Origin of the sequence: Kitasatospora sp. NPDC058243 (assembly GCF_042882025.1) — a bacterium.
Taxonomy (GTDB): domain Bacteria; phylum Actinomycetota; class Actinomycetes; order Streptomycetales; family Streptomycetaceae; genus Kitasatospora.
Genome location: NZ_JBHVWW010000047.1, coordinates 45,097 through 70,781 on the forward strand (window position 1 = coordinate 45,097; position 25,685 = coordinate 70,781).

General features: G+C 72.9%; 20 protein-coding genes. 9 read left to right on the forward strand and 11 right to left on the reverse strand.

All coding sequences use genetic code 11. The features are described 5' to 3' along the window. Positions 1–22 precede the first annotated feature (22 nt). Both ACFVX9_RS26770 and ACFVX9_RS26775 read right to left on the reverse strand, forming a co-directional pair. Positions 23–1,621 (reverse strand): acyl-CoA carboxylase subunit beta, encoded by a 1,599-nt coding sequence (locus ACFVX9_RS26770; RefSeq protein ID WP_380371988.1) that lies wholly within the window; start codon positions 1,619–1,621, stop codon positions 23–25. Continuing rightward, positions 1,618–3,342, reverse strand: coding sequence for an acyclic terpene utilization AtuA family protein (locus tag ACFVX9_RS26775; protein WP_387983844.1), 1,725 nt, complete (start codon positions 3,340–3,342; stop codon positions 1,618–1,620). Before ACFVX9_RS26775 ends, ACFVX9_RS26770 begins: the two co-directional genes overlap by 4 nt. Positions 3,343–3,614: 272 nt before the next feature. On the opposite strand from ACFVX9_RS26775, the gene ACFVX9_RS26780 reads away from it, so the two are divergent. After that, on the forward strand, positions 3,615–5,606 hold the full coding sequence (locus ACFVX9_RS26780) for a S9 family peptidase (RefSeq protein ID WP_387983847.1): 1,992 nt from the start codon (positions 3,615–3,617) through the stop codon (positions 5,604–5,606). 200 nt (positions 5,607–5,806) lie between these two features. Here ACFVX9_RS26780 and ACFVX9_RS26785 read toward each other — a convergent pair whose 3' ends face one another. The 7 genes from ACFVX9_RS26785 to ACFVX9_RS26815 form a co-directional block, all read right to left on the reverse strand. Next, complete coding sequence (locus ACFVX9_RS26785; protein WP_387983881.1) at positions 5,807–8,053, reverse strand: hypothetical protein; 2,247 nt, start codon at positions 8,051–8,053, stop codon at positions 5,807–5,809. Between the two features lie 121 nt (positions 8,054–8,174). Further along, positions 8,175–9,134, reverse strand: coding sequence for a prolyl aminopeptidase (pip, locus tag ACFVX9_RS26790; protein WP_380344028.1), 960 nt, complete (start codon positions 9,132–9,134; stop codon positions 8,175–8,177). 95 nt (positions 9,135–9,229) lie between these two features. After that, the gene (locus ACFVX9_RS26795; RefSeq protein WP_380344031.1) at positions 9,230–9,742 is read right to left on the reverse strand and encodes a GNAT family N-acetyltransferase; all 513 of its coding nucleotides are present in this window, start codon (positions 9,740–9,742) and stop codon (positions 9,230–9,232) included. 116 nt (positions 9,743–9,858) lie between these two features. Beyond that, a complete protein-coding gene (locus tag ACFVX9_RS26800; protein WP_387983850.1) occupies positions 9,859–11,745 on the reverse strand; it encodes an endonuclease/exonuclease/phosphatase family protein in 1,887 nt (628 codons plus the stop codon). A 340-nt stretch (positions 11,746–12,085) separates the two neighbouring features. Then, positions 12,086–13,042, reverse strand: a complete 957-nt coding sequence (locus ACFVX9_RS26805; protein WP_387983853.1) for a Gfo/Idh/MocA family protein — start codon at positions 13,040–13,042, stop codon at positions 12,086–12,088. 85 nt (positions 13,043–13,127) lie between these two features. Next, positions 13,128–13,730: a response regulator gene (locus ACFVX9_RS26810; RefSeq protein ID WP_387983856.1), complete on the reverse strand. Its 603-nt coding sequence runs from the start codon at positions 13,728–13,730 to the stop codon at positions 13,128–13,130. Then, on the reverse strand, positions 13,705–14,925 hold the full coding sequence (locus ACFVX9_RS26815; protein WP_387983859.1) for a sensor histidine kinase: 1,221 nt from the start codon (positions 14,923–14,925) through the stop codon (positions 13,705–13,707). The genes ACFVX9_RS26810 and ACFVX9_RS26815 overlap by 26 nt, the downstream gene beginning before the upstream one ends. 369 nt (positions 14,926–15,294) lie before the next feature. On the opposite strand from ACFVX9_RS26815, the gene ACFVX9_RS26820 reads away from it, so the two are divergent. Both ACFVX9_RS26820 and ACFVX9_RS26825 read left to right on the forward strand, forming a co-directional pair. Continuing rightward, entirely contained in the window at positions 15,295–15,933 is a 639-nt protein-coding gene (locus ACFVX9_RS26820) for a hypothetical protein (protein ID WP_380371967.1), read from the forward strand. A 32-nt stretch (positions 15,934–15,965) separates the two neighbouring features. Next, positions 15,966–16,583 (forward strand): hypothetical protein, encoded by a 618-nt coding sequence (locus ACFVX9_RS26825; protein ID WP_380371965.1) that lies wholly within the window; start codon positions 15,966–15,968, stop codon positions 16,581–16,583. Here the strand turns inward: ACFVX9_RS26825 and ACFVX9_RS26830 are convergent. Further along, positions 16,541–17,041, reverse strand: coding sequence for a hypothetical protein (locus ACFVX9_RS26830; RefSeq protein ID WP_387983863.1), 501 nt, complete (start codon positions 17,039–17,041; stop codon positions 16,541–16,543). The two genes, ACFVX9_RS26825 and ACFVX9_RS26830, sit on opposite strands and share 43 nt — an antisense overlap. Before the next feature lie 328 nt (positions 17,042–17,369). On the opposite strand from ACFVX9_RS26830, the gene ACFVX9_RS26835 reads away from it, so the two are divergent. The 4 genes from ACFVX9_RS26835 (at position 17,370) to ACFVX9_RS26850 (ending at position 21,243) form a co-directional block, all read left to right on the forward strand. After that, on the forward strand, positions 17,370–18,527 hold the full coding sequence (locus ACFVX9_RS26835) for a hypothetical protein (protein WP_387983865.1): 1,158 nt from the start codon (positions 17,370–17,372) through the stop codon (positions 18,525–18,527). Between the two features lie 138 nt (positions 18,528–18,665). Further along, positions 18,666–19,169 (forward strand): hypothetical protein, encoded by a 504-nt coding sequence (locus ACFVX9_RS26840; protein ID WP_387983868.1) that lies wholly within the window; start codon positions 18,666–18,668, stop codon positions 19,167–19,169. Between the two features lie 154 nt (positions 19,170–19,323). Further along, a complete protein-coding gene (locus ACFVX9_RS26845) occupies positions 19,324–20,523 on the forward strand; it encodes an FAD-dependent oxidoreductase (RefSeq protein WP_387983871.1) in 1,200 nt (399 codons plus the stop codon). 33 nt (positions 20,524–20,556) lie between these two features. Next, positions 20,557–21,243 carry a TetR/AcrR family transcriptional regulator C-terminal domain-containing protein gene (locus tag ACFVX9_RS26850; RefSeq protein WP_363376470.1) on the forward strand — a complete coding sequence of 229 codons (687 nt, stop codon included), beginning with the start codon at positions 20,557–20,559 and terminating at the stop codon, positions 21,241–21,243. Between the two features lie 31 nt (positions 21,244–21,274). Here ACFVX9_RS26850 and ACFVX9_RS26855 read toward each other — a convergent pair whose 3' ends face one another. Continuing rightward, positions 21,275–22,186: a LysR family transcriptional regulator gene (locus ACFVX9_RS26855; protein WP_063346233.1), complete on the reverse strand. Its 912-nt coding sequence runs from the start codon at positions 22,184–22,186 to the stop codon at positions 21,275–21,277. Positions 22,187–22,416: 230 nt separating this feature from the next. On the opposite strand from ACFVX9_RS26855, the gene ACFVX9_RS26860 reads away from it, so the two are divergent. Together ACFVX9_RS26860 and ACFVX9_RS26865 are read left to right on the forward strand one after the other, a co-directional pair. Further along, entirely contained in the window at positions 22,417–23,811 is a 1,395-nt protein-coding gene (locus ACFVX9_RS26860) for a TolB family protein (protein WP_387983875.1), read from the forward strand. Between the two features lie 153 nt (positions 23,812–23,964). Beyond that, positions 23,965–25,551: a TolB family protein gene (locus tag ACFVX9_RS26865; protein ID WP_387983878.1), complete on the forward strand. Its 1,587-nt coding sequence runs from the start codon at positions 23,965–23,967 to the stop codon at positions 25,549–25,551. The last annotated feature ends 134 nt before the right edge of the window (positions 25,552–25,685 follow it).

Genomic DNA, 25,685 nt, shown 5'->3' on the forward strand with positions numbered 1-25,685 from the left:
AGCTCGATCTCGCGGCTCGGCCTCACATCCGGAAGACGCCGTAGCCGCGCGCGCCCTCGACCGGCGCGTTGTGGATCGCGGACAGGCACAGGCCGAGCACCGTACGGGTGTCGCGCGGATCGATCACGCCGTCGTCGTACAGCCGCCCGGACAGGAAGACCGGCAGCGACTCGGCCTCGATCTGCTGCTCGACCATGGCGCGGATCGCCGCGTCCGCGTCCTCGTCGTACGGCTGCCCCTTCGCGGCGGCCGACTGCCGGGCGACGATCGACAGCACCCCGGCGAGCTGCTGCGGGCCCATCACCGCGGACTTGGCGCTCGGCCAGGCGAACAGGAAGCGCGGCTCGAACGCCCGCCCGCACATGCCGTAGTGGCCGGCGCCGTAGGACGCGCCGATCAGCACCGACAGGTGCGGCACCCGGGAGTTGGCGACGGCGTTGATCATCATCGCGCCGTGCTTGATGATGCCGCCCTGCTCGTACGCCCGGCCGACCATGTAGCCGGTGGTGTTGTGCAGGAACAGCAGCGGGATGTCCCGCTGGTTCGCCAACTGGATGAACTGGGCGGCCTTCTGGGACTCCGCACTGAACAGCACGCCCTGCGCGTTGGCCAGCACGCCGACCGGGTAGCCGTGCAGCCGGGCCCAGCCGGTGGCCAGGCTGGTGCCGTAGAGCGGCTTGAACTCGTCGAAGTCGGAGCCGTCGACGATCCGGGCGATCACCTCGCGCGGGTCGAAGGGCACCTTGAGGTCGCCCGGGACGATGCCCAGCAGCTCCTCCTCGTCGTACTTCGGCGGCTCGGCCAGCCGGTCCGGCGACGGGCCCGGCTTGCGGTGGTCCAGCCGGGCGACGATCCGGCGGGCCAGCCGCAGCGCGTCCGCCTCGTCCGCCGCGAAGTGGTCGGCCAGACCGGAGGTGCGGGCGTGCATCTCGGCGCCGCCGAGCGACTCGTCGTCGGCCTCCTCGCCGGTGGCCATCCTGACCAGCGGCGGGCCGCCGAGGAACACCTTGGCGCGCTCCCTGACCAGCACGGTGTGGTCCGACATGCCGGGCACGTAGGCGCCGCCGGCCGTCGAATTGCCGAACACCACGGCCACGGTGGGGATTCCGGCCGCGGAGAGCCGGGTGAGGTCGCGGAACAGCGCGCCGCCGGGGATGAAGATCTCCTTCTGGCTGGGCAGGTCGGCGCCGCCGGACTCGACCAGGTTCACCACCGGGAGGCGGTTGTCGAACGCGATCTCGTTGGCGCGCAAGGCCTTGCGCAGCGTCCACGGGTTGCTGGCGCCGCCGCGCACCGTCGGGTCGTTGGCGGTGATCAGGCACTCCACGCCCTCGATCACGCCGATGCCGGTGACCAGCGCCGCGCCCACCGGGTAGTCGCTGCCCCAGGCGGCCAGCGGCGACAGCTCCAGGAACGGCGAGTCCGGGTCGACCAGCAGCTCGATCCGCTCGCGCGGCAGCAGCTTGCCGCGGGCGCGGTGGCGGTCCACGTACTTGGGGCCGCCACCGGCCAGCGCCTTGGCGTGCTCGGCGTCCAGCCCGGCCAGCTTGGCGAGCATCGCGGCCCGGTACTCGGCGTGCTCGGGCCCGGCCGGGTCGACGCGGGTGGGCAGCACGGTCACAGCAGGGCCTCCGGGATGTCGAGGTGGCGGGAGCGCAGCCACTCCCCGAGCGCCTTGGCCTGCGGGTCGAAGCGGTGCTGGGCGGCGACGCCCTCGCCGAGCAGGCCGGTGAGGGTGAAGTTGACCGCGCGCAGGTTCGGGAGCAGGTGCCGGGTGACGGGCAAGTCGGCGGTCTCGGGTAGGAGTTCGCGCAGCTTGTCGACGGTGAGGGTGTGGGCGAGCCAACGCCAGCCCGCCTCGGAGCGGGCCCAGACACCGAGGTTGGCGTCGCCGCCCTTGTCGCCGCTGCGGGCGCCGGCCACCAGGCCGAGCGGGGCGCGGCGGGTCGGGCCGGTGGGGAGAGCGTCGGGGGGCGCGTCGGGGAGCTTCGGCTCTTCGGAGGTCTCGGCCGGCCGGCTCGTCACCGGGGCCGGCGGGACGGCGAGCCGGCGGCCGTCCGGCAGCACGGCGGTGTGCTCGACAACCTTGGCGTCGACGTACGCGGCGGCGAACACCCCGTACGGCGCGCCGGGGCCGGGCGGGGCGGTGAGGTGGAAGCCCGGGTAGCCGGCCAACCCCAACTCCACGGCAGCCTTGCCCAGTTCGCGCCCGACTTTGGCCTGGTCCGGGTCGCGGGCGGTGAGCCGGAGCAGGGCGGAGGCGGCCTCCTCGGTGCCGGCGTCCGGGTGGTCGGTCCGGGCGAGCGTCCAGCGCAGCTCGGCGGGCCGGGCGGCGGGCGGCAGGGCGTCCAGGAACTGCCGCCGCACCAGGTCGGCCTTGGCCTCGATGTCGAGGCCGGTGAGGACGAACACCACCTCGTTGCGGTGGCCGCCGAGCCGGTTCAGGCCCACCTTCAGCGTGGGCGGCGGCGCCTCGCCGCGCACCCCGTCGATCCGGACCCGGTCCGGCCCCTCCTCGGCGAGCCGCACGGTGTCCAGCCGGGCGGTGACGTCCGGGCCCAGGTAGCGCGCTCCGCCCGTCTCGTACAGGAGTTGGGCGGTGACGGTGCCCGCGGTGACGGCGCCGCCGGTGCCCGGGTGCTTGGTGATCACGCTGGAGCCGTCGGCGTGCAGTTCGGCGATCGGGAAGCCCGGGCGGGTCACGTCGTGCTCGCGGAAGAACGCGTAGTTCCCGCCCGTCGCCTGGGCGCCGCACTCCAGCACGTGCCCGGCGACCACCGCCCCGGCGAGGGCGTCGAGGTCCGCCGCCGTCCAGCCGAAGTGGGCGATCGCGGGCCCGGCGACCAGCGCCGCATCCGTGACCCGCCCGGTGACCACCACCTCGGCGCCCGCGGCCAGACAGGCCGCCACCCCGAAGCCGCCGAGGTAGGCGTTCGCGGCCAACAGCCCTTCAGGCAAGCCGAGTTCGCTCCGACGCGGCAACAGGTCGTCCCCCTCGACGTGGGCGACGGCCACCGCGAGGCCCTGGCGCTGCGCCAGGTTCCGCAGTTCGGCGGCGAGCCGGGCCGGGTTCAGCCCGCCCGCGTTCACCACGATCCTCACCCCGCGCTCCTGCGCCAGGCCGAGGCACTCCTCCATCTGCCGCAGGAACGTCCGGGCGTAGCCGAGGGACGGGTCCTTCAGGCGGTCCCGGGCCAGGATGAGCATGGTCAGCTCCGCCAGGTAGTCCCCGGTGAGCACGTCCAGCGGCCCGCCGGTGAGCATCTCCCGCACCGCCGCGAAGCGGTCCCCGTAGAACCCCGAGGCGTTGCCGACCCGCAGTACCGAGCGTTCGCGCGCCAAAGCGCCTCCCCTGCCGACGGGTTGGCGACGCTCCCACACGAGCGCCGCCGGGCAGCAGCGTGGCACCGGGCGCAGAAAAAAGCAATCACGCCTGCTTGTTTCAGGATGGCTCCGCCGTTCGCGTCGAACCACGCACCCCTGAGCCTCACTGATTCGGCGACAGTTGCCCTGCCCTGCCTTGCCTGGCCTGATTCTCCGAAACCCGACTGACACCGGCCCGTCGGTGCGACAGGATGTCCGTCCGTCGTACTGGCGAGTGAAAGGCAGTCCGCATGCCGCAGCCTGCACCGCGACCGACTCCCGAATCGACCGACCTGCTCACCGCGGAACTGGTGGTGGACATGGCCGCCCCCGTGGCCCCGGCCATCTCGTCCGACGGCCGCCTGGTCGCCTACGGCGTGGTCGCGAACAGTGGCAGGGACGGACGGCCGCACAGCTCGGTCTGGGTCGCCGCCGCCGATGGCAGCGCGGCCCCGCACAGGCTGACCGACGGCACGGCCCGCGCCGCCGCCCCGAAGTGGGCGCCGGACTCGGCTTTCCTGTTCTTCACCTCCGACCGCGAGGAACGGGGCACCGCTCAACTCCAGCGGATCCTTCTGGACGGCAGCGAGGACAGCGCCGAGGCGGAGCCCCTGACCAGGTGGCGCGGGGGCATCGGCGACCACTACCCGCTCGCCGACGGCCGCACCGTCGCGCTGCTCGCCGAGGACGAGCCCACTCCGGAGGACGAACACCGGGAGGCCGAGGGTGACGACGCGAAGGTCTGGGGCCGGCACCTCCCCGCCACCCGGCTGCGCCTGCTCGACCTGGCGACCGGCGTGGTCCGCACCGTGGACGGCCTCGGAGACCGCCATGTCGTGGAGGTGGCCCAGCGTCCGGACGGCGGCCCGCTGGCCGTGCTGAGCTGGGCCACCCCCGAGCTCGACCCCGGCGTCACGACGGCAGGACTGCACTTGGTCGCCCCGGAGACGGGAGCCGTCCAGGACCTGGGCCCGGTCGGATTCGAGGCACAGTCCCCGGCCTGGTGGCATCACGACGGTGAATGGCATCTGGCCCACCTGGCTGTGACGCCCGGGCACTTGGTCGGCGCGCTCGCCGTGATCGACACCGTGCCGCCGGCGACCGGCCCGACCGTCGAACAGCGCAATCTCACGGCCGGCATGTCCGTCTGCCCCACCGAGCTGGTGCAGGTCGCCGACGGGCCGCCGCTGGCGCTGTTCGCCGACGGGCTGGACACCCCGCTGTACCGGCTCGATCCGCAGTCGCTGCGGTTCCGCCGACTGTCCTGCGCGCCCGGCACGCCAGGCACGTTCGGCACGCCCGGCACGCTCGCCGGGCTCACTGCGAGCCACTCCGGAGAGACCCTCGCCGTGCTGATGAGCACCGCGCGCGAGCCCAGGAACGTCCACGCGGGACCCACGGGCGGGCCACTGCTCCGGCTCAGCGACACCAGTCCCGAACTGCGCGGGATCCGCTGGGGTGTCCAGGAACGGCTCAGCTACCAGGCGCCCGACGGACTCCAGTTGGACGGCCTGCTGATCCTGCCCGCCGGCCGGACTCGGGACCAGGGTCCGTTCCCGCTCGTCACCATGGTCCACGGCGGCCCTTACTTCCGCCATGCCGACGAGTTCGCGCTCACCGCGGTCGACTGCGGGCAGTGGCTGGCGACCGCCGGATACGCGGTCTTCCTGCCCAATCCCCGGGGCGGGTCGGGCCACGGCCATGAATTCGCCGCCGTGGTGGCGGGCGCGGTGGGCGGCGACGAGTGGACCGACATCCTCACCGGGATCGACCTGCTGGTCGCCGAGGGAGTCGCCGATCCCGAACGCCTGGGCATCTCCGGCTGGAGCCACGGCGGTTTCATGGCGGCCTGGGCCATCGGCCAGACCGAGCGCTTCAAGGCCGCCATGATGGGCGCCGGCATCACCGACTGGGGCCTGCAGGCCGGGACCGGCGAGTGGGGAGTCATGGACGCGGCGCTCGGCGGCAGCACCGGCTGGAACGGGCCGGGACCGCACCTCCACGACCGGAACAGCCCGATCTCCCACGTGTCCCGGATCCGCACCCCGGTCCTGATCCTGCACGGCGAGCAGGACACCAACGTGCCCCTCGGCCAGGCGATCCACTTCCATCGCGCACTGCGCCACTTCGGCGTCGAGCACGAGTTCGTCGTCTACCCCCGAGAGGGCCACGGGCTGCACGAGCGCGCCCATCAACTCGACGCCCTCCGGCGCATCCGCACCTGGTACGACCGCTGGCTGTAGGCCCGTCAGCACGGGGACGAACTCCAGCGGTCGGCACCTGCGGTCGGCGACGAGACGGACTTCGCTCTGGCTGCCGGACGTGGTTGTGCACGGTCGACCAGACGCCGAACTCACGCGGCATCTCCCGCCACTGCCCCCACGCCCCTCGGGGGACCGTCTCCCAAGTGGCTCGTACTGCGAGCCGCTTGTGCGGGGCCCGGTCAGCGGCGGGCCAACACCGCGACCTCCCAGCCGAAGCCCACCACCAACCGGCCATCCGGTACCACGGCCACCGCCCAGACCCGCAGTGGGAACACCAACTCCGGCCCGACCTGGTCGCCGGTGGTCAGGTCCCAGACCCGCACCGTGCCATCGTCGCCGCCGGTGATCGCCAGGGGGCGGCCCTCGACCACCGCCGTCGCCACCGCGTTCACCTCACCGGTGTGGCCGGTGAAGGGTTGGCCGATCCGCTGGACGGTGGTCAGGTCCCAGACCCGCACCGTACAGTCGTCGCCGCCGGTGACCGCCACGGGGCGGCCGTCGACCACCGTCGTCGCCACCGCCAGCACGCAGTCGGTGTGGCCGGTCAGGGGCTCGCCGATCTGCTCGCGCGTGGTCAGGTCCCAGACCAGTACCGTGCCGTCGTCGCCGCCGGTGATCGCCAGGGGGCGGCCCTCGACCACCGCCGTCGCCACCGCGTTCACCTCGCCGGTGTGGCCCGTCAGGGGCTCACCGACCTGCTGACCCGAAGGCAGGTCCCAGACCCGTACGTCATCGAAGCCGCCGGTGATCGCTACAGGGCGGCCGTCGACCACCCCCGTCGCCACCGCGTTCACCCCCTCCTCGTGGCCGGTGGGCGGCTCGCTGATCTGCTCGCGCGTGGTCAGGTCCCATACCCGCAGGGTTTCATCGTGGCTGCCGGTGACCGCCACGGGGCGGCCGTCGACCACCGCCGTCGCCACCGCCCACACCCAGCCGTCCCGATCGGTGAGGTGACGGCCGATATGGCGACCAGCGGTCAGATCCCAGATCCGCACGGTCTGGTCAGAACTGCCGGTGACCGCGACGGGGCGGCCCTCGACCACCGCCGTCGCCACCGTGCCCACCTCGCCGGTGTGGCCGGTGAGCGGCTCACCCACCTGGCCGCCCGAGGTCAGGTCCCACACCCGCACCATCCCGTCCTGACTGCCGGCGATCACGTGGGGACGGCCGTCCAGCACCGCCGTCGTCATCGCCCGCACCTTGTCGGTATGGCCGCGCACCGGCTCGCCGAGCGGCTTGCCCGTGGCCAGATCCCACACCTGGAGCGTCCAGTCCTCGCCTCCGCTGACGATGCAGGGGCGGCCTTCGATCGTTGTCGTGACCACCGACAGCACCCAGCCGTCGTGGCCGGTGAGAGGTCGGCCGAGCTGCCGGCCGGTGGCCAGGTCCCACACCCGCACGGTCTCGTCGTGGCCACCGGTGACCGCCACGGGACGGCCGTCGAGCACCCCCGTCGCCACCGCTCGTACCGCCTCCTCGTGGCCGGTGAGCGGCTCGCCGATCTGCTCGCGGGTGGTCAGGTCCCACACTCGCGCGGTCCCGTCGTGGCTGCCGGTGACCGCGACGGGACGGCCGTCGAGCACCGCCGTCGCCACCGAGTACACAGCAGAGGTGTGGCCGGTGAGCGGCTCGCCGATCTGCTCGCGCGTGGTCAGGTCCCACACCCGCACGTCGCCGCTGCCGGTGACCGCGACGGGACGGCCGTCGAGCACCGCCATCGCCACCGCCAACACCCCGGCTGTGTGGCCGGTGAGGGGTTGGCCGATCTGCTCGCGGGTGGTCAGGTCCCACACCCGCACGGTCCGGTCACCACTGCCGGTGAGCGCCACGGGGCGGCCGTCGAGCACCGCCGTCGCCACCGCGCACACCTCGCCGCTGTGGCCGGTGAGGGGTTTGCCGATCTGCTGGCCGGTGGTCAGGTCCCATACCCGCACGGTCCGCTCGGAACTGCCGGTGACCGCCAAGGAACTGTTGGTGACCGCCAAGGAACTGCCGGTGACCGCCACGGGGCGGCCGTCGACCACGGCCGTCGCGACCGCCAGCAACGCATCGGTAGTGTGGACGGTCGGAATACGACGCCGGGACCGGTCGAGCTGGCCGCCGGTGGCCCACTCGACGCCCCACGGTGCGGCGGGTTCGCCCTCCACCGGTACCGCGGTGATCCGTGCCGACAGCTCCCGGTCCCCGTAACGGGCCGCGTCCAGCGCCAGCAGCTGTCGGCGCACCCCCGCAGTGACGTCACGATGCAGGTCTGTCGAGGCCCGGTACACCGACGCGGCCAACCGCGCCGCCGGGCCCGACGCCGTGTCCAGCAACGCCAGTACCGATCCCGGGTCCGCGTTCACCAGGAACCCCGGATCGGCCAACCGCCCAACGGCCACGACGGATTCAGCACGCGGGCGGATGCCCCGCAGATTATCGGACATGACCGGCACACTAGCCGCACCCGGCAACACGGCACCGCAGAAGGTGCGACCGCCAGACCCCGCCTACAGATGGGCAGGGCGACGCCCCCGACCGGCGTCGCCCTGCCGGGCACCCCGGGGATCAGCGGTGCTTGAACTCCTCGATGGCCTCCCGGACGGTCTCCTTCATCTCCTCGCTGCCGATGTGCCCCGAGTCCTCGGAGATGTGCAGCCGCGCGCCCGGCCACGCCTTCGCCAGCTCCCACGCCGTCTGCACCGGGCCGCCCATGTCGTGCCGGCCGTGCACCAGCACCGCCGGGATCCCGGCCAGTTTGTGGGCGTTGCGCAGCAGTTGGTCCTCCTCCAGCCATGCGCCGTTGCTGAAGAAGTGGGCGCAGATCCGGACGAACGCGATCTGCTCGTCGACCTCCCGGGCGCTGTACATGCCGGGCGAGCCGTTGGGCTCGTTCGAGATGACCGCGTCCTCCCAGGCGAGCCAGTCGGCGGCGGCCTTCTCCCGGACTGCCCGGTCGGGGTTCTCCATCAGCCGCGCGTAGGCGGCGAGCAGGTCGCCGTCCCGTTCGTCCTCGGGCACGCCCTCGCGGAACCGGTCCCACGCCTCGGGGTAGAAGGACCCGGCGCCCCGGTAGAGCCAGTCGGTCTCGGCCCGGCGGGTCGTCGTCACCGCCTGGATGATGATCTCGCTGACCCGCTCGGGGTGCTGCTGCGCGTAGGCCAGCAGGAGGGTCGAACCCCAGGATGCGCCGTTCAGCAACCACCGCTCGATGCCGAGGTGTTCGCGCAGCCGCTCCATGTCGTCGATCAGGTGCTGCGTGGTGTTCAGGCTCATGTCCGCCGCCGGGTCGCTGGCGTGCGGGGTGCTGCGTCCGCAGTTGCGCTGGTCGTAGCGGATCACGCGGTAGCAGTCCGGGTCCCACGCCCGGGTGGGCCGGTCCGGCGTCCCCGCCCCGGGGCCGCCGTGGACGTACAGGACGGGCTTGCCCTCGGGGTTGCCGAGCTGCTCGTAGTAGACCCGGTTGCCGTCTCCGGTGTCGAGGAAACCGTGGCCGTAGGGACTCGTCGGAGGATAGAGATCAACCATGACCGTCGATCCTAGGGCGCGGGCGCGCTCGGGGCCCGCGCTTTTCCGCCCAACCTGCTTCGTGGGAACGGACGTTCGGCCGACCTCGGGGCGTTTCAGTCCAGTGGGAGGGCCATCTCCAGGATGCGGGCCTGCGGGTCGAGCCCGTACGGGGTCTCTCCGCCGGTGTAGGTGAAGCCCCGGCGCAGGTAGAAGGCGGCGGCGCGGGCGTTCGCCTCGTGCACGCCGAGCAGCATCCGCTTGGCGCCGCCCTCGGTGCGGGCCCAGTCGGTGGCGGCGTCCAGCAGGGCGTCCGTCACGCCGCGTTCGCGGCCGCGGTGTTGCGGGGCCACCCAGACGCCGATCAGGACGGCGGTCGCGGCCTGGTCCCGGTCGGGGACGGACAGCATCGTGCCGACCCATTCGCCGTCCGGGTCGACGGCCGCCAGGCCGACGCTGCCCGGCTCGTTCACCCGGGCCGCCCGGGCCCGCCAGTCGGCCTCGCCCAGGGCCTGCGCGGCCTCGTGGGTCTCGCCGAACGCCATCGGGAAGTCGAGGAGTTGGGCCAGCCGCACCTTCCGCAGGCGCTGCCAGTCCTCGGCTCCCATCCGCTCGATCCGGTACCGCATGTTCTCCGACCCCCACTGCCGCAGCTGCCTTCGCCGGCGGTGGTCACCTCCGGCGAAGGCAGCATAGCTGCAGGTCAGGGTCCGATGCGGACCGGTCAGGACCTGATGCGGAGCGGTCAGGGCTTGATCCGGACCACCTGCGGGTCGTGGTCGCTGGCCTGCTGGGCGAACTCGGCGTTGATGTGCACCACGTCGTACTTGGCGTAGCCGACCTCGGGGCTGACCAGGATGTGGTCCAGCACCTGCGAGTTGCCCTGGTAGACGTACGAGTACTGCTCGGTCTCCGGCAGTTCGTTCACCAGGTCGCGCAGCACGCCGTCCTTGGTGAGCGCGGCCAGCGCGGGCGAGAACTGGTAGTCGTTGAAGTCGCCGAGCGAGACGACGCGCGCCTCCTTGTCGGCGGCCAGCAGCTTGGCGACGAAGGCCTGCTCGATGGTGGCCTGCTTGACCCGCTGCACCTCGGAGCTGCGGGTGGGGGCCTGGAAGCGGCTGTCGATGCCCTGGTCGCCGCCCTTGCTGTTGAAGTGGTTGGCGATGACGAAGACCTTCTTGCCGCGGAAGGAGAACTGCCCGACCAGCGGCTTGCGGCTGTTGGTCCACGCGTCGTCGGCCGGGGCGATCCGGCCGGGCGAGGCGGTCAGCGCGGTGGTGGCGCCGCTGCCGGCGACGTCCACGGCGCTGGTGGCGGCGCCGCCGGGGATGTCGGTGAAGGAGACCCGCTGCGGGTTGAACAGGAACACCTGCCGGATGTTGCCGCCCGGCTCGCCGCCGTCCTTGCCGTCCTGCGGGTCGATCGAGCGCCAGTCGTACGCCGGGCCGCCGGCCGCCTTGATCGCGGCGATGAACTTGGCGACGGTCTGGCTCGCGTCGACCGTGCCGTCGTTCTTGGCGCCGTTGTTGTCCTGGATCTCCTCCAGGGCGACGATGTCGGGCGAGCGCAGGTTGGTGACGATGCCCTGGGCCAGCTCGGCGAACTTGGCGTCCGGGTTGCCGGGGGCGAGGTTCTCCACGTTGTAGGTGGCGATGGCGAGTTCGCGGTCGGCCGCCTTGGCGGTGACCTCGCGCTGGAGGTGGTTGTCCTGGAGCGTGCCCAGGGTGCCGGCGACGAGGGTGTAGCCGCCGAACTGGTTGTAGTCCAGCGGGCCGGTGGTGGTGCCGGTCAGCACGTCGCCCACGTTGGCCACCGGGAACGGCTGCTGCGGGGTGACCGCCGCCTGCTGCTGCACCATCAGGCGGCCCACGTTGGGCTCCGCGTACGACTCGTACAGCACGCCGCCGCGCTTGCTGCGCTGGTCCTGCCGGTCGGCGGCGACCCACAGCTCGTTGTACTTGTCCGTCGCCTGTATCACCCGGACGTCCTTGACCTGGACGAGCATGCCCTCCAGCGACTCGTAGAAGTCCAGGGCGTACTTCTCCGGGTTGAGCGGCAGCGCGTCGATGCTGCCGCCCGCGGGCGCCGGCGGGGCGTAGGTGCCGGGGATGTTGCGGGTGTCCACGACCACCGGGGCCGGCAGCGGGTTGCCGGAGGACAGCACGGTGACGGCGGGGCCGGTGAGCTCGGTGACGGACTGCGAGCCGCCCGCGAAGGCCGGGTAGTACTCGGTGACCTTGCCGCTGACCAGGACCGAGTCGCCGGCCTTCACGGTCGGGTTGCCGCCGGTGTAGACGAAGACGCCCTCGCTGGTGGCCGGGTCGGCGTCGGGGTTCGGGTCCTGCATCCAGAAGCCCTTGGCGCTGCCGTAGGCGCGCACGCCGGTGACGACGCCGGGCACGCCGGTGACGGGCTTCCCGGCCTGCGGGGAGATCCGGGTGGTGCCCTGGATGTCGTGGATGCGCAGCGGTCCGGCCTCGGTCGGCCCGGCCGGGGCGGCGGCGTTCGCGGCGGCGGGCGCGGCGTTCGCGGCCGGCAGCGGGACGAGCACCAGCGAGGCGGCCAGTCCGGCCGGGAGGATCGCGGCGCGCAGCAGGGCCCGGCGGGGGCGGGGAGCGGGGGCGGTGGTCACCGGGGCATGACTCCTAGCTCCGTCGTGCGGCACGGTCGTGGCACGGCGGTCGAGGGTGGAGCGGGGCACAGGGCGTCGTCCACCCGGCGGGTCTGCGGCCGCCGGGCCGTGACGCATGGTCAGGCGGCGTGCCCATGGCACGCGCTACCCGCGTAGATGAAGCGGAAGCCGGTCACCCGCCCCCCGCAGCGACCCCAAGATACGCGCGTAGAAAATGACGCGACAAGACCCCGTCAGTGAACTTCTGGTTCCGCTCCGACACTCGCCCCGGCCCCTGCTCCTGCCTCCGCTCCCACCCCCGTCCCTTCAGCCCGCTCCTTCAGCCTGCCTCGACGCCCCCTCAGCCCGCCTCGATCCGCTCCACGATCAGCTCGCACAGCTCGTGGGTGCGCAGGGCGTCGTGCGCGTCCAGGGTCTTGTCGGCCCGGACGGCGTCCAGGAAGGACTGGACGCACTGCTCGATGCCGCGCTGGCGGGCGACGGACACCCAGTCACCACGCCGGCGGACGGTGGGCTGGCCGCGGTGGTCGATCACCTCGGCGAGGTTGTGCACCGCCCGCTTGGAGTCGGCGCCGGAGACCTCCAGGATCTCCTCGGTCGAGCCGGAGAGCCGGTTCATGATGCCGAGCGCCGTGAAGCCGTCCCCACCGAGGGTCAGCACGACGTGCTCGACCAGCCCGTCCCGGACGCGGGCCCGGACGTCCACCTGCCCGATCTCGCCGGGGGCCAGGAAGCGCAGGGTGTCGACGACGTGGATGAAGTCGTCGAACACCAGGGAGCGGGCGGCCTCGGCGAGGCCCTCGCGGTTCTTCTGCAGGACGATCAGGTCGCGGGGGCGCTCCTTGGCCTGGGCGTAGCCGGGCGCGTGCCGGCGGTTGAAGCCGACCATCAGCGAGCGGCCCGTCCGGTCGGCGAGGTCGACGAGCCGGCGGGCGCCGTCGACGGTGTAGTCGAGCGGCTTGTCCACGTAGACATCGACACCGGCCGTCAGCAGCTGCTCCACGATCGGCACGTGCTGGCTGGTCGCGGCGTGCACGAACGCCGCCCGGATCCCGCTCCCGATCAACTCCCCGAGATCGGTGAAGCGGTGCTCGGGCGCGATCCGGTGGACGTCGCCGAGGCGATCGAGCTTGGCCCGGTCCCGGGTCATCAACCGCAGGTCGAGGCCCGGCATCGCTCCGAGGACGGGCAGGTACGCCTTCTGGGCGATGTCACCGAGGCCGATGACCCCGACCGGGAGCAGGGTGTCGGGAACAGCGGTCGAACTCATGAGGTCTCCAGTGGTGCGCTCGGTCATCGGCCGTACCCACCCTATTCACCAGCTCCCGTACGCCACCAACCCGTCGCCAGTGGGGCGGGACGCGAGTACACCTCGTTCAGGATCAGATCCACCCTTCTTCCCAGGCACGGCGAGCCGCTTCGTGGCGGGTGCGGACAGCGAGTTTGGTGATGGCACCGGAGAGGTAGTTGCGGACGGTGCCGGGAGCGAGATGGTGCTGTTCGGCGAGGGCGCTGACGGCGTGGCCGTGGTGGACGGCACGCAGGACATCGAGTTCGCGGGGGGTCAGAGGACAGGGGGTCTCGGTGAGGGCGTGGGTGGCGAGCTGGTGGTCGATGTAGCGGCCGCCGGTGTGGATGTCGCGCAGGATGTCGGCCAGTTGGGTGGCGGGAGTGGTTTTGGGGACAAAGCCCTGGATGCCTGCGGCCAGAGCGCGACGCAGGACGCCGGGCCGGGCGTGACGCGTGACGAGGACAGTGGGGATGGGGCGGTGGCGGCGGATCTCCTGGGCGGCGGAGATGCCGTCGAGGTGGGGCATCTCCAGGTCCAACAGGGCGATGTCGATCGGGTGACGGGCGGCGGTCTGGACTGCCGTGAGGCCGTCAGGAGCCTGGGCGGTGACGGTCAGGTCCGGTTCGAGGTCGAGGAGTGCGGCGAGGGCGCCGCGGGTGAGGTCTTCGTCATCGGCGAGCAGGATGCGAATCACGCGGGGTCTCCCGGTGGGTGTGGCCGACCAGTTCGAAGTGGCCGCCGGGGTGGGTGGCGATGCGAATGTAACCGCCGATGGCGTGGAAGCGTTCCTGCAGTCCGGCCAGGCCGCTGCCGGGGTCCGCAGGGTGCGACGGGGCACCGTCGTTGCGCAGCAGGACGCGGGCCTGACCCGCGGCAGCGGTGATGGTGATCTGGCAGTGGCGGGCACGGCTGTGGCGGAGGATGTTGGTGATGCCTTCGCGGACCAAGGCGGCGAAGGCCGGCTGGAGCTGGTGAGGGATGCGTGCGGCGTCTCCGTCGATCGCGGTGCGGATTCCGGCGGCTTCCAGGATTCCCGCGGCGTTGGCCAGTTCGCTACTCAGGCTGGCGCGCCGGTAGCCGTGGACCACGGCCCGGGACTCCTCGAGTGCGGAGCGAGCCAGTTCGATGATCTCCCGGACGTGCGCGCGCGCCTCGTGGTCACTGCGGCCGATCAGTCGCTCGGCCAACTCGCCCTTGAGTGTGATGGCCTGGAGCCGGTGGCCCTGGAGATCGTGCAGATCTGCGGCGAACCGCAGCCTCTCCTCCGCCACGGCCAGGGTGGCCGTGGTCTCGCGGACGTGTTCGGCCTCCAGGACCGCCCGCCACAGCCGGGCCACCATCAACTCCACCCCGGCGATGAACAGCACCATCCCCGCACCGGTCGCCGCCGGCACCCCGGGCAGGTAGGGGTTGTCCTGGCGCCACTGCGCCACTGCCTCACCCAGCACCGCACAGCCCAGCGCGACTGTCGTGAGCAGCCGGCGGCGCGCCCGGGCGGGCAGGGTCAGGGCCATCGCCGCTGCCATGGCCCCCGGCAGCATGGCCCAGTCGAGTGCGGTGTACGGACGGACCGCCATGTCGCCCCACGTCGCGATCGCTGCGGCCAGCAGCAGGAGGCTCCACCGCCCCTCGGCGGTGGCGGAGCCATGGCGGGGGACCTGGCCGGCGAGGCCACCCGGCACCGCCCGGCGGATGAGCCGAGTGTGCTGGACCGCGACGGCGACGAGCACCGGAGCGACCAGTGCCTGGTGTCCGGGGCCGAGGTTGAAGACGAGGTCGTTCGCGGCCAGCAACAACCATAGGGGCCCCAGAGCGAGCAACGTCCAGTGGGTGAGACGGCCCAGCCGCCCCGGATCGACCGTACCGGACCCCATAGGTGAGGTGATCATGTCCGGCCACCCTAGAGTCAGCCTCGGCTCGCTGTCTGCAACCGAACCAACCAAAAGATGACAGTTGTCATAGGCGAACCATGACACGGCCCGCCCGACTCATGTCATCAGCCACTACTGGCGACCGGTGCGTCACGACAAGACTCTTCATCACCGGACCACGGAGGTATCACGGTCCGGGCGCCTACCGGCCCCGGCCAGTGCGAACCCACACCACACGATCTTCGAGGAGCCTCCGGACAAGGGTCCTGCCGCAAGGCCCGAAGCATCCACCAGGACGAATGCGCACCAGCAGTCCGCACGTACCCCTGCACGAGGCGCGCGCACGCACGCCTCGTCCTTGTTTCCGCGCCCGCTGGAGGAGCACAGATGACCACCACCCGCAAGCCGCGCCGGCGCACCCTCGCGGCCTCGGCCACCACCGCCATCGCGGTGGGGCTGTTAAGCCTTGGCGCCGCCCCCGCCGCCCACGCCGACACCCTCCCGACCCTCTGCAACCCCGCTGTGGACCGCGCCACCACGGAGCCCTTCAACGTGCAGATCACCCCCACCGTCACCGACTTCCTCATCTACAACGTCGCCCCGGGCACCACCGGACAGCACACCGACACCCTGACCAGGGTCAGCTCGGTGACCACCACCGTCGACAACAAGACCGAGATCACCGCCACCGCGAGCGCGCTGTTCGCCAAGGTCGAGGTCAAGGTCGGCTTCTCGGTCCAGAAGACCACCTCCAGCACCACCAGCCAGACCGTGAGCGACGTCTGGAACCTCAAGGACCCCGGGCGCTACGGCCTCTACCGCGGCACCAGGGTCGTCACCGGCCAGTACGTCAACCGCATCTGCGCCCAGACCGGCCCCACCACCGGCATCTGGGTCACCACCCAGCCCACCCCCGGGACGTTCACCACCTACGAGTCCCCGGAGATCGGCTCGGTCGGCTGCGCCCCCGCCGAACCGGCCGCCACCGTGCGCCGGGCCGCCCAACTCCTCATCAGCAACTGCTGACCGTGCCCACCGACCTGACGACGGAGGAACCCGTGACAAACCCGCTGCGCCACGCCACCACCCGCCGGGGCACGGCGCTGCGCGCCCTCGGCGCCGGCGCCCTCGCCTCGCTGGCCGGCCTCACCCTGCTCGCCGGCCCCGCGTCGGCCGCGACCCAAGCACTGGCGTCGAGCGAGTGGCACGGCTACGTCTGCGACGACGGCTACTACCGGATCAAGACGCCGTTCGGACAGCTCGTGGAGAAGAACATGGCCAGCTCCTGGGGGCAGGTCATCCAGAACCCCGACACCGGTGGCTACAACCAGCAGTGGAAGCTGTGCCACTACAACTCCGACAACCAGTCCTTCATCTTCCGCAGCCGGCTGAACGAGGACGACTGCCTGGGCCACTGGAAACGGAACCCGAACGACCCGAACGAGGGGAACAGCGACGGCGCCCCCTTCAACGTGTTCGACTGCTCGGGGTGGATCTACGGCAACCAGATCTTCTCGCTGATCCACCCCTCACCCGGCTCCAGCGAGGTGCTGCTCCGGATCGGGCACAGCGGGAGCTTTGGCACCGTCGCCGACCCGGCCGGCTCCGCAGGTTCGGGCGTGAACCAGTACTCCTACCGGGCGACCCTGTTCACGCTGGAGCACCTCGCCGCGTGACGGCCCCCGCCCCACCCCGGGGCCAAGCTGTGCCTGCGGTCGAGAACCGAGGCGGCGCTCGTCTCCGCCCTGCACGCCGAGGAGTTGGCGGGCGGGACGGCCTGGATGCTGGGCGCCGCCGACTGAGCCCGCACACGCACAACGACGCCGGGCCCGTACGGGATCTCCTCCCCTACGGGCCCGGCGCCGTGCCGTCCGCGGGCCGGCGGGCGGCCGGGTCGGCGGCTCAGGGGATGAGGGCGCCGACCCCTTCGACCAGCAGCATCCAGGTGGGCGGTGTCGCGGGTACCGATGGCGATCTGCGGGTCCGGCTCGCTGCCCGGGTCGCGCTCCAGGACGGCAGTGGGGATCCGCTCCCCGGAGACGGTCACCCGGTCCTGGCCGTCGACGCGGACGGTGATCTCGCCGAACAGAGTGTCCTCGGTGGTGAAGGGGGCGGGCGCCGGAAGGTCGGTCATCTGCGGTTCCTTTGGCGGGTCGTAACTCCGGTCTTCCGGAAGAGAATTAGCGGGCCGGGGTGATTCTCTCATTCGGCGGAGAGGGATTCACCCTATGGTGGGCGCCAGTTGACTTCCCGCCGGCTCGCGATGGAAAGCACGGCGGTCGAGCAGTTCCCGGTGGGCACGACGATCCCGACAGGCCGGCTCCGCACGCCCCACCAGTCACTGCCGGATCTTCCAACTCTCCTTCAACACTTAATAGTTGTTCCATCCAATGGCAATGGAATCCCCTAGGCTTCGATCCACCCGGTGCCCGGCGCGGCGCACCGGACGACAAGGGGAGGACATGATGAGGACCCCGGCAAGCGCGTTACTGCGCGGATCCCGCTGGACCGTCTCGGCGGCGACGGCGGTGGCCCTGCTGCTCGGTGGGGCGGGTGTCTCGGGGGCCTCGGGGGCGGCCCCCTCCGGCGTTCCCGACGGCCCCGTCTCCGGCGTTCCGGGGGCCGTCCGGCTCGCGGAGTTCACCTGGGAGAAGGTCACCGAGGCGGTCAGTGCGGACGGCCGCACGGTCTACCTCGTGCTGACGGACGTGGTCGGCGGGCGCCAGGGCGTGTACCTGTCCACCGTCGACACGCAGACCGGCACGGTGAGGGCCCGCCTCCCGCTCGGCGACCCGGCACCCTACGGGCGGCCGGCCCTCAGCCCGGACGGCGACCGGCTGTACGTCGGAGTCGGCTCCGCCGTCTACGTCATCGACACCGCGACCAACACGGTCAAGGCCCACATCGCCGCGCCGGCGCAGCAGCTCCCGGCGGGCTGGACCCCGGGCGCGGCGACCAGTCTGGCCACCGACCCGGACGGCGAGACCCTCTACGTCGGCCAGTCCGGGCCCTCGGGCCCCGCCGGGCAGGAGGAGCCGGGCCGGATCCTGGAATTCTCCACCGGCGACCAGGAGTTCATCGACCAGACGGCGGTCACCGCCCACACGGTCAACGATCTCGCCGTCCTGCCCGACGGGAGCTCCCTCTACGCGGGCACGAACCTCGACCTGCTGCGCCTCGACATCAGGACCGGGCTCGGCACCGCCAAGGTCGTCGACCCCGGCGCCAAGGACGAGCTGGCGCTCTCCCCCGACGGCTCCTTCCTGCTGGCGCTCGGGTCGGTCCGCACCTACTCCGTGGGCATCGGGCTCGACACGGGCACGGACAAGGTGCGCTACCTCATGAAGTACGGCTCCGGCTACTTCGAGTACCACCACCCGGCGATGAACACCGACGGCAGCCGCGTGTACCTGCTCGGCGGCCCCTCCTACACCATCCCCGTCCCGCTGTACACGCTCGTGCCGGGCGAGAACCGGTTCGACCAGAGCGTGCGCCTCTCCGTCCCCGAGACGTACATCCACGCCCTCGCCACCGGGCCGGACGGCCACTCGCTGTACGTCACCGGCTGCGTGTACTCCGACTCGGCGAAGGGCTGCTTCCTGCGAACCCTGCAGATCTGACGCCGCGCCGGTCCGAGCACGCGGGCGGCCCGTACGAGCACCTGCTCGCACGGGCCGCCGCCGTTTCGCGCGGCGGTTGACCTCAAACGGCCCACCACCACCGCCGGTACGACCCAGTCCACCACGGCGATCAACGGGGTGCTGAGCCGGCTCAACGCCGTCGCCCCCGGCTCGTCGACCAGCTTCACCAGTCCCGGCCAGACCTCGCACTCGCTCGGCGGCGTGCCGCTCGGCGTCGCGACGGACTCCGGCGGACAGCTGAAGAACTACCCGAACCTGTTCGTGGTGGACGGCTCGCCGTTCCCCGGCGGCGGGCTCCAGGCGACCCCGCCGGCCCTCACCATCACCGCGCCGGCCGACCGCCTGATATCCGGCATCGCCGCCGCACCCCCTCTTCCTCGGCGGCCGCGACGGACCACCACCCACTCGGGAGACGGACCACCACCACCCACTCGTGAGGGAGCAACAGCCGTGACCAGTGGGCAGGACGCCGAGAACGGGCCGACCGCGAAGGGGGGCCGGGCCCGTCCGGCGCAACCGGTAATCCCACGTCCACGGCCTCCCGTCAGCTGGTTCTCCGGCACCGAGTCTGCCCGCCTCGTCTCGCGGCGCGCCAGTGATCCCGCCATGTCCGGATCGTGAAGTTCTCACACTCCCGTCCGATGGGATCCCGGGTTGTCCGGTCGACCGTGCCAGGGGACGAACTTGTTCGTTACGAACATGTTCGTTACCGTGGAGGAGCGGGCGGCGAACCCGCGCCGACCGACACGGACCGACACCGACCCAAGGAGTGGCCATGACCGTCCAGCACGTTCCCGTCGCCGTCATCGGAGCCGGGCTCGGGGGCCTCGTGCTCGCCCGGGTCCTGCACGTCCACGGCATCCGGGCCGCCGTATTCGACCTGGAGCCCTCGCCCGAGGCCCGCACCCAGGGCGGCCTGCTCGACATCCACGACGACTCCGGCCAGCAGGCCCTACGCGACGCCGGGCTGCACGACCGGTTCCTGGCCCTGGTCCACCCGGGCGGCGAGGCCCTGCGGGTGGTGGGGCCGGACGGAGCCGTCCGGCTGGAGCAGGAGGACGACGGCACCGGCGGCCGCCCCGAGGTCGACCGGGGCCGCCTGCGCGACCTGCTGCTGGACTCCCTGCCCGCCGGCACCGTGCACTGGGGCCGGAAGGTGGTCCGCACCCACGCGCTGGGCGACGGCCGCCACCAGGTCGCCTTCGCCGACGGCACCGCCGTCACCACGGACCTGCTGGTCGGGGCGGACGGCGCATGGTCCCGGATCCGGCCGCTGCTGTCCGACGCCCGGCCCGCCTACACCGGGATCTCCTTCGTCGAGGCCGACCTGCACGACGCGGACACCCGGCACCCCGAGGCGGCCGCCCTGGTCGGCGGCGGGTTCTTCCTCTCCGTGGCCGAGGGTCGCGGCTTCCTCGCCCACCGCGAGGGCGACGGCAGCATCCACGTCTACACCGCCGTCCGGGCCGGCGAGGACTGGCTGGACGGCATCGACACCACCGCCCCCGACACCGCCAAGGCGACCGTGCTGGCCGGCTTCGACGGCTGGGCCGACGGCCTGCGGGCCCTGCTCGCCGACGCCGACGGCGGCCTCGTCCCGCGCCGGATCCACGCCCTGCCCGTCGGCCACCGCTGGGACCGCACCCCCGGCGTCACCCTGCTCGGCGACGCCGCCCACCTGATGTCCCCGTTCGCCGGCGAGGGCGCCAACCTCGCCATGCTCGACGGCGCCGAACTCGGCAAGGCCCTCGCCCACCACCCCGGCGACCCCGAGGCCGCCCTGACCGCCTACGAGCGCGCCCTCTTCCCGCGCAGCGAGGCCGCGGCCGCCGCCTCCGCCGCCGGCCTGGAGCTGATGTTCGGCCCCGACGGCCTCCAGGGCCTGCTCGACCAGTTCACCACCCCGGACCAGCCCGCCCCGGACCAGCCCGCCCCGGACCAGCCCGCCCCGGCGGGCACACCCTCGGCGAACTAGTTCGTCACGAACACGGTCGCTAGGCTGGCCGGCATGACGAGCTCCCCCTCCCGACCCCGCAGCCGCCGCGAGCGGCCGGCGAAGCCCGCACTGAGCCACGAGGCGATCGTGGCCGCCGCCGTACGGGTGCTGGAGGCGGAGGGCCTGCCACGGGTGACCATGCGGCGGCTGGCCCAGGAGCTGGACACCGGGCCGGCCTCGCTGTACGTGTACGTGGCCAACGCCGCGGAACTGCACGCCGCGATCCTGGAGGAGTTCCTCGGGGAGGTGGACCTGAGCCCGGTGACGGCGGCCGGGGACTGGCGCGAGCGGTTGGCCGCCGTCCTCAACTCCTGCACCGGGGTGCTGTTCCGGCACCCGGCGCTCGCCCACGCCGCACTGGTGGCGAGGCCGTCCGGGCCGCACTACCTGGCCCTGGTGGAGGCGGTCCTGGCACTGCTGCACGAGGGCGGGGTGCCGGACGGGCAGGCGGCCTGGGGCGTGGACGTGCTGCTCCAGGTGGCCACCGCCACCGCCGCCGAGCAGTCCGCCCGGCAGGGCGAGCAGGCGGAGCGGGAACACGGCGCGCTCACCGACGCGCTCCGCGCGGCGCCCGCCGCCGCCTACCCGAGGATCGCCGCACTCGGGGACGACCTGGTGTCCGGGGCGCCGGAGGACCGGCTGTCCTGGATGTTCCGGGTGGTCGTCAACGGCACGCGCACGACGCCCCGACCCGCCTGAGCCCAGGCGCCGGGCTCAAACCGGTCCGGGGTCAGGCGCCCGCCGCGGCCGCCTCGGCGAGGGCGTCCAGGACCGGGCGGATCAGCGGGTGCCCGTCGGCGCCCGCCCGGACGGCGGCGAAGACCCGGCGGGTGGCGAGTTCGCTGTCCACCGGCCGGACGGCGATCCGGCCGAGGTCGACGCCGCGCAGCGCCGAGCGCGGCACGAGGGCGACGCCGGCGCCCGCCGAGGCGAGGGCGACGACGGCCCGGAAGTCGTCGGAGGAGTGCACCAGGCGCGGCTGGAAGCCGGCGTGCTCGCAGGCCAGCAGGACGACGTCGTGGCAGGGGTTGCCCGGGTAGGGGCCGATCCACCGCTCGTCGGCGAGGGCCGCGACGGCGAGCGGACCGCCGTCGGCGGCCAGCGGGTGGCCGAGCGGCAGCACCGCCTCGAACGGCTCGGCGTACAGCGGGACGCGGGTGAGCCGGGCGTCGTCGGCGCGCGGGGCGCCCCGGTACTCGACGGCCACCGCGAGGTCGGCCCGGCCGTCGAGGACCATCGGCAGGCTGGCGTCGCCCTCCGCGTCCAGCACCTTGAGCCGCACCCCGGGCGCCTGCGCGGCCAGCAGCCCGATCGCCGGGGCGAGGACGAGCGCGATGCCGGTGGCGAAGGAGGCGACGGTGACCTCGCCGGAGACGCCCGCGCTGTAGGCGGCGAGGTCGGCCTCGGCGCGCTCCAGCTGGGCGAGGACGGCGTCGGCGTGGCCGAGCAGGATCTCCCCGGCGGCGGTCAGCCGCACCCCGCGGCCCTCGCGGGCGAGCAGGTGGTGGCCGGTCTCCTGTTCCAGGGCGGCCAGCTGCTGGGAGACGGCGGAAGGGGTCAGGTAGAGGGCGGCCGCCGCGGCGGTCACGGTGCGGTGGTCCGCCACGGCCCGCAGGGTCCGCAGCCGTCGGGCGTCGATCACGGACCAATTCTGCCAGCGTGCCGGGGCGGTCCGGACCGGGCCCGGAGTCGGGGCGGGATTCGGGCCGGGGTTCGGGCCGGGGCCGCGTAAGGGGCGATACGACCGGTGGCGTATTTCCGGACGAGATCGCTTCGCCCGGTTGACCACCCGGCCCGGGCGACGATTGGCTCTTCCCGAGCCGGGCCACGGGGGTGACGAGGGCCCGGCGCCGTCATCAGGGGAGGATGTCCATGACCACCGCACGAACCCGCCGTTGGCTGGCCCGTACCGCCGGCGTCCTGGTGGCCGCCGCCGTGGCCGGGGCCGCGATGCCCGCCGCCGAGGCCCGGCCGCTCAAGGGCGACACCTCCCGGGTGAGCGAGGGGCCCAAGGGCGAGCAGCTCGACGGCACCTCGTCCGCGCTCGGGCTGAGCGCCGACGGCCGCTCCGCGCTGTTCAGCTCGACCGCGACCAACCTGCTGCCCGGGGCCGGCACCCCGAACTCGGACGAGGTCTACGTGCGGGACCTGCGCAACGGACACGTCGAGCGGGTCAGCGTCGCCGCCGACGGCTCCAAGCTGGACGCCGCCACCAACCAGGCCGCGATCAGCGGCGACGGCCGGTACGTGGCGTTCAGCACCGCCGCCACCAACGTGCTGCCCGGCCAGCCGAAGCACGGCAGCGACGTCTTCGTCCACGACCGCTGGACCGGCCGCACCGAGCTGATCACCGCCCCCGGTTCGGCGAGCACCGACGACCAGAGCATCCGCACCGCCGACAGCCCCACCCTCAGCTGGGACGGCCGCTTCGTCGCCTACGCCTCCAGCCGCACCGACCTCGCCCCGGGCGTGAAACGCGGTAAGAACAACATCTACGTCACCGACCGCTGGACGCACACCACCCGGCTGGTCACCTCCGGCACGGAGGGCGAGGGCGCCGACAATAACTCCTTCAGTCCGACGATCAGTGCGGACGGCTCGACGGTCGGCTTCGGCTCCCGGGCCGGGAACCTGCTCCCGGGCACTCCGGCCCCGACCCCGACCACCGACCCGACGCCGGGCGCCGGGGCACCCCAGCTGGCCGGGCCCAAGTTCTACCCGTACTACGTCTGGAAGGCCGGCACCGGCAAGATCGCCGGCGCCAGCCTGGACGGCACCGGGGCCCTGAGCGACGGCGGCCGCGACGGCCGGGTCAGCCCGGACGGCCGCTACGCGATCTACAGCCTCCCGGTCTTCATCGGCGGGGCCCCCGCCCCGGCCCACGGCATCCGGATGGACGTGTACGTCCACGAGCTGGCCACCGGCAAGATCACCAAGGTCAACACCGACCTGCCGGGCACCACCGCCAAGTGGTCCTCGTCCGGTGGCGTCATGACGCTCGACGACCGCTGGGTCTACTTCGACTCCGCCGCCGAGAACCTCGTCCCCGGCGACACCAACTCGGCCAGCGACGTGTTCCGCCGCGACCTGTGGACCGGGCGGATCGAACGGATCAGCCTCACCCGGAGCGGCGGGCAGAGCACCGCCTCCTCCTACGGCCCGTACGTGGACGCCACCGGCGACACGGTGATCTTCGACGCCTCGGACGGCGACCTGGTGCCGGGTGACACCAACACCTTCCTGGACGTCTTCCTGCGCCGCCTGTGACGCCCTGACTCCCCTGCCGCATACGTCCGTTGACGTATTTTCGGCCGAGATCACCCGTGGGCGTTGACCACCGGCCCTCCCGACGATTGGCTCTCCCGAAAGCCCGTCGCCGGGAGGGAGCCCGGCCGGGCGACCCCCGGGGAGGCAGACGTCATGACACGCAGCACCCGTACCACCCGCAACCGGTGGCTGGCCGGCGGCGGCAGCATTCTCGCGGCCACCGCCGTACTCGCCGTGACCGCCGCACCCGCCCAGGCCGCCCAGGCCGCCCAGGCCGACCGGGCGCCGCGCGGCACCGTCCAGGTCAGCGTCGGGGTGAACGGCGCCGCGCCGGACAACCAGTCGTGGAGCCAGGCGATCAGCGCCAACGGCCGCTACGCCCTGTTCACCTCCTGGGCCACGAACCTGGTGTCCCAGCCCGCGAAGAGCGCCCGCGACGCCTACGTCCGCGACCTGAGGACCGGCCGCACCGAGCGGATCAACCTGGCCGCCGACGGCAGCGCGCTGAACGGCTTCACCGACAACGTCGCGATCAACGCCGACGGCCGCTACGTCGCCTTCGACAGCGACGCCGAGAACGTGGTGCCCGGCATGCAGGTCCAGGGGCGCGACGAGGTGTACGTCCGCGACCGGAAGACCGGCCGCACCGAGCTGATCAGCGGCGGACTCACCGGCACCGACACCGACAAGTTCCACGCCTCCTACGCGCCCTCGATCAGCGCGAACGGCCGCTACGTGGTCTTCGGCTCCAGCCGCAAGGACCTCGTCCCCGACCTCCAGGGCGGCGACCCCTCGCTGGCCAGGCCCTACACCTGGGACTACAACATCTACGTCACCGACCGCTGGACGGGGAAGACCAGGCTGGTGACCCGCGGCGTGGACGGCAAGCCGGGCGACGGCATGTCCCTCAACCCGACGATCAGCGCGGACGGCCGCACCATCGGCTTCACCTCCATGGCCGACAACCTGCTGCCCGCCGACCAGACCCCCGCCCCGGCCGCCGGGGGCGCCGCCGCCCCCGCCGACGTGGAGCTGGCCCCGGGCGTCGCCCCGGCCCTGCCCCGCAGCGCCCAGAAGGGCCTGGCCCCGAACCTGGCCCGGCCGGTGACCGCCCCCTACTACACCTACGACGTGCAGTCCGGCCGGATCTCCGCCGCCAGCCTCGACCTCGACGGCAAGCTCGGCGCCCCGAGCTTCGGCGCGACGATCAGCCCCGACGGGCGGCGCGCGATCTACGCCCTGCCCGAGCCCGGCGGGTCGACCGGCGGCCACCGGTTCCACACCGTGCTGTACGTCCGGGACCTCGGGAAGGGCACCGTGACGAAGATCAGCGGCGGCCTGCCCGGCACCACCTCGGTCGGCTCCTCCGACCACGCCCGGATCACCGCCGACAACCGCTGGGTCTACTTCGCCTCCGCCGCCGACAACCTGGTGGCGGGCCCGCAGCACCCGGGCTGGGACGTCTACCGGCACGACCTGCGCACCGGCCGCACCGAGCGGGTCGCCACCGCTGCGGACGGCTCGCTCGGCAACGGCACCTCGGCCGATCCGGTCGTGGACGCCCGCGGCCGCACGGTGGTGTTCAGCTCGACCAGCGGAAACCTGCTCGCCGGCACCGGCGGCCCGGCGAGCACCGACTCCCAGGTCTTCGCCCGCGCCACCGCGCACCACGGCCACGGCGACGTCCAGGGCGACGACCAGGACCAGGACCAAAGCCAGGACCAGGACAGCGACGACTGACCGTCAACCACCGCTCGCACCGTGAACCGCGTACGGGGGCGGGACGTCGGCCGGGCCGGCGTCCCGCCCCCGAAGCGGGAGGGTGGGGCAGATGGTTGGTGGGCCGTGCGGTGGGGGCGGGGCGACGCGTCCCC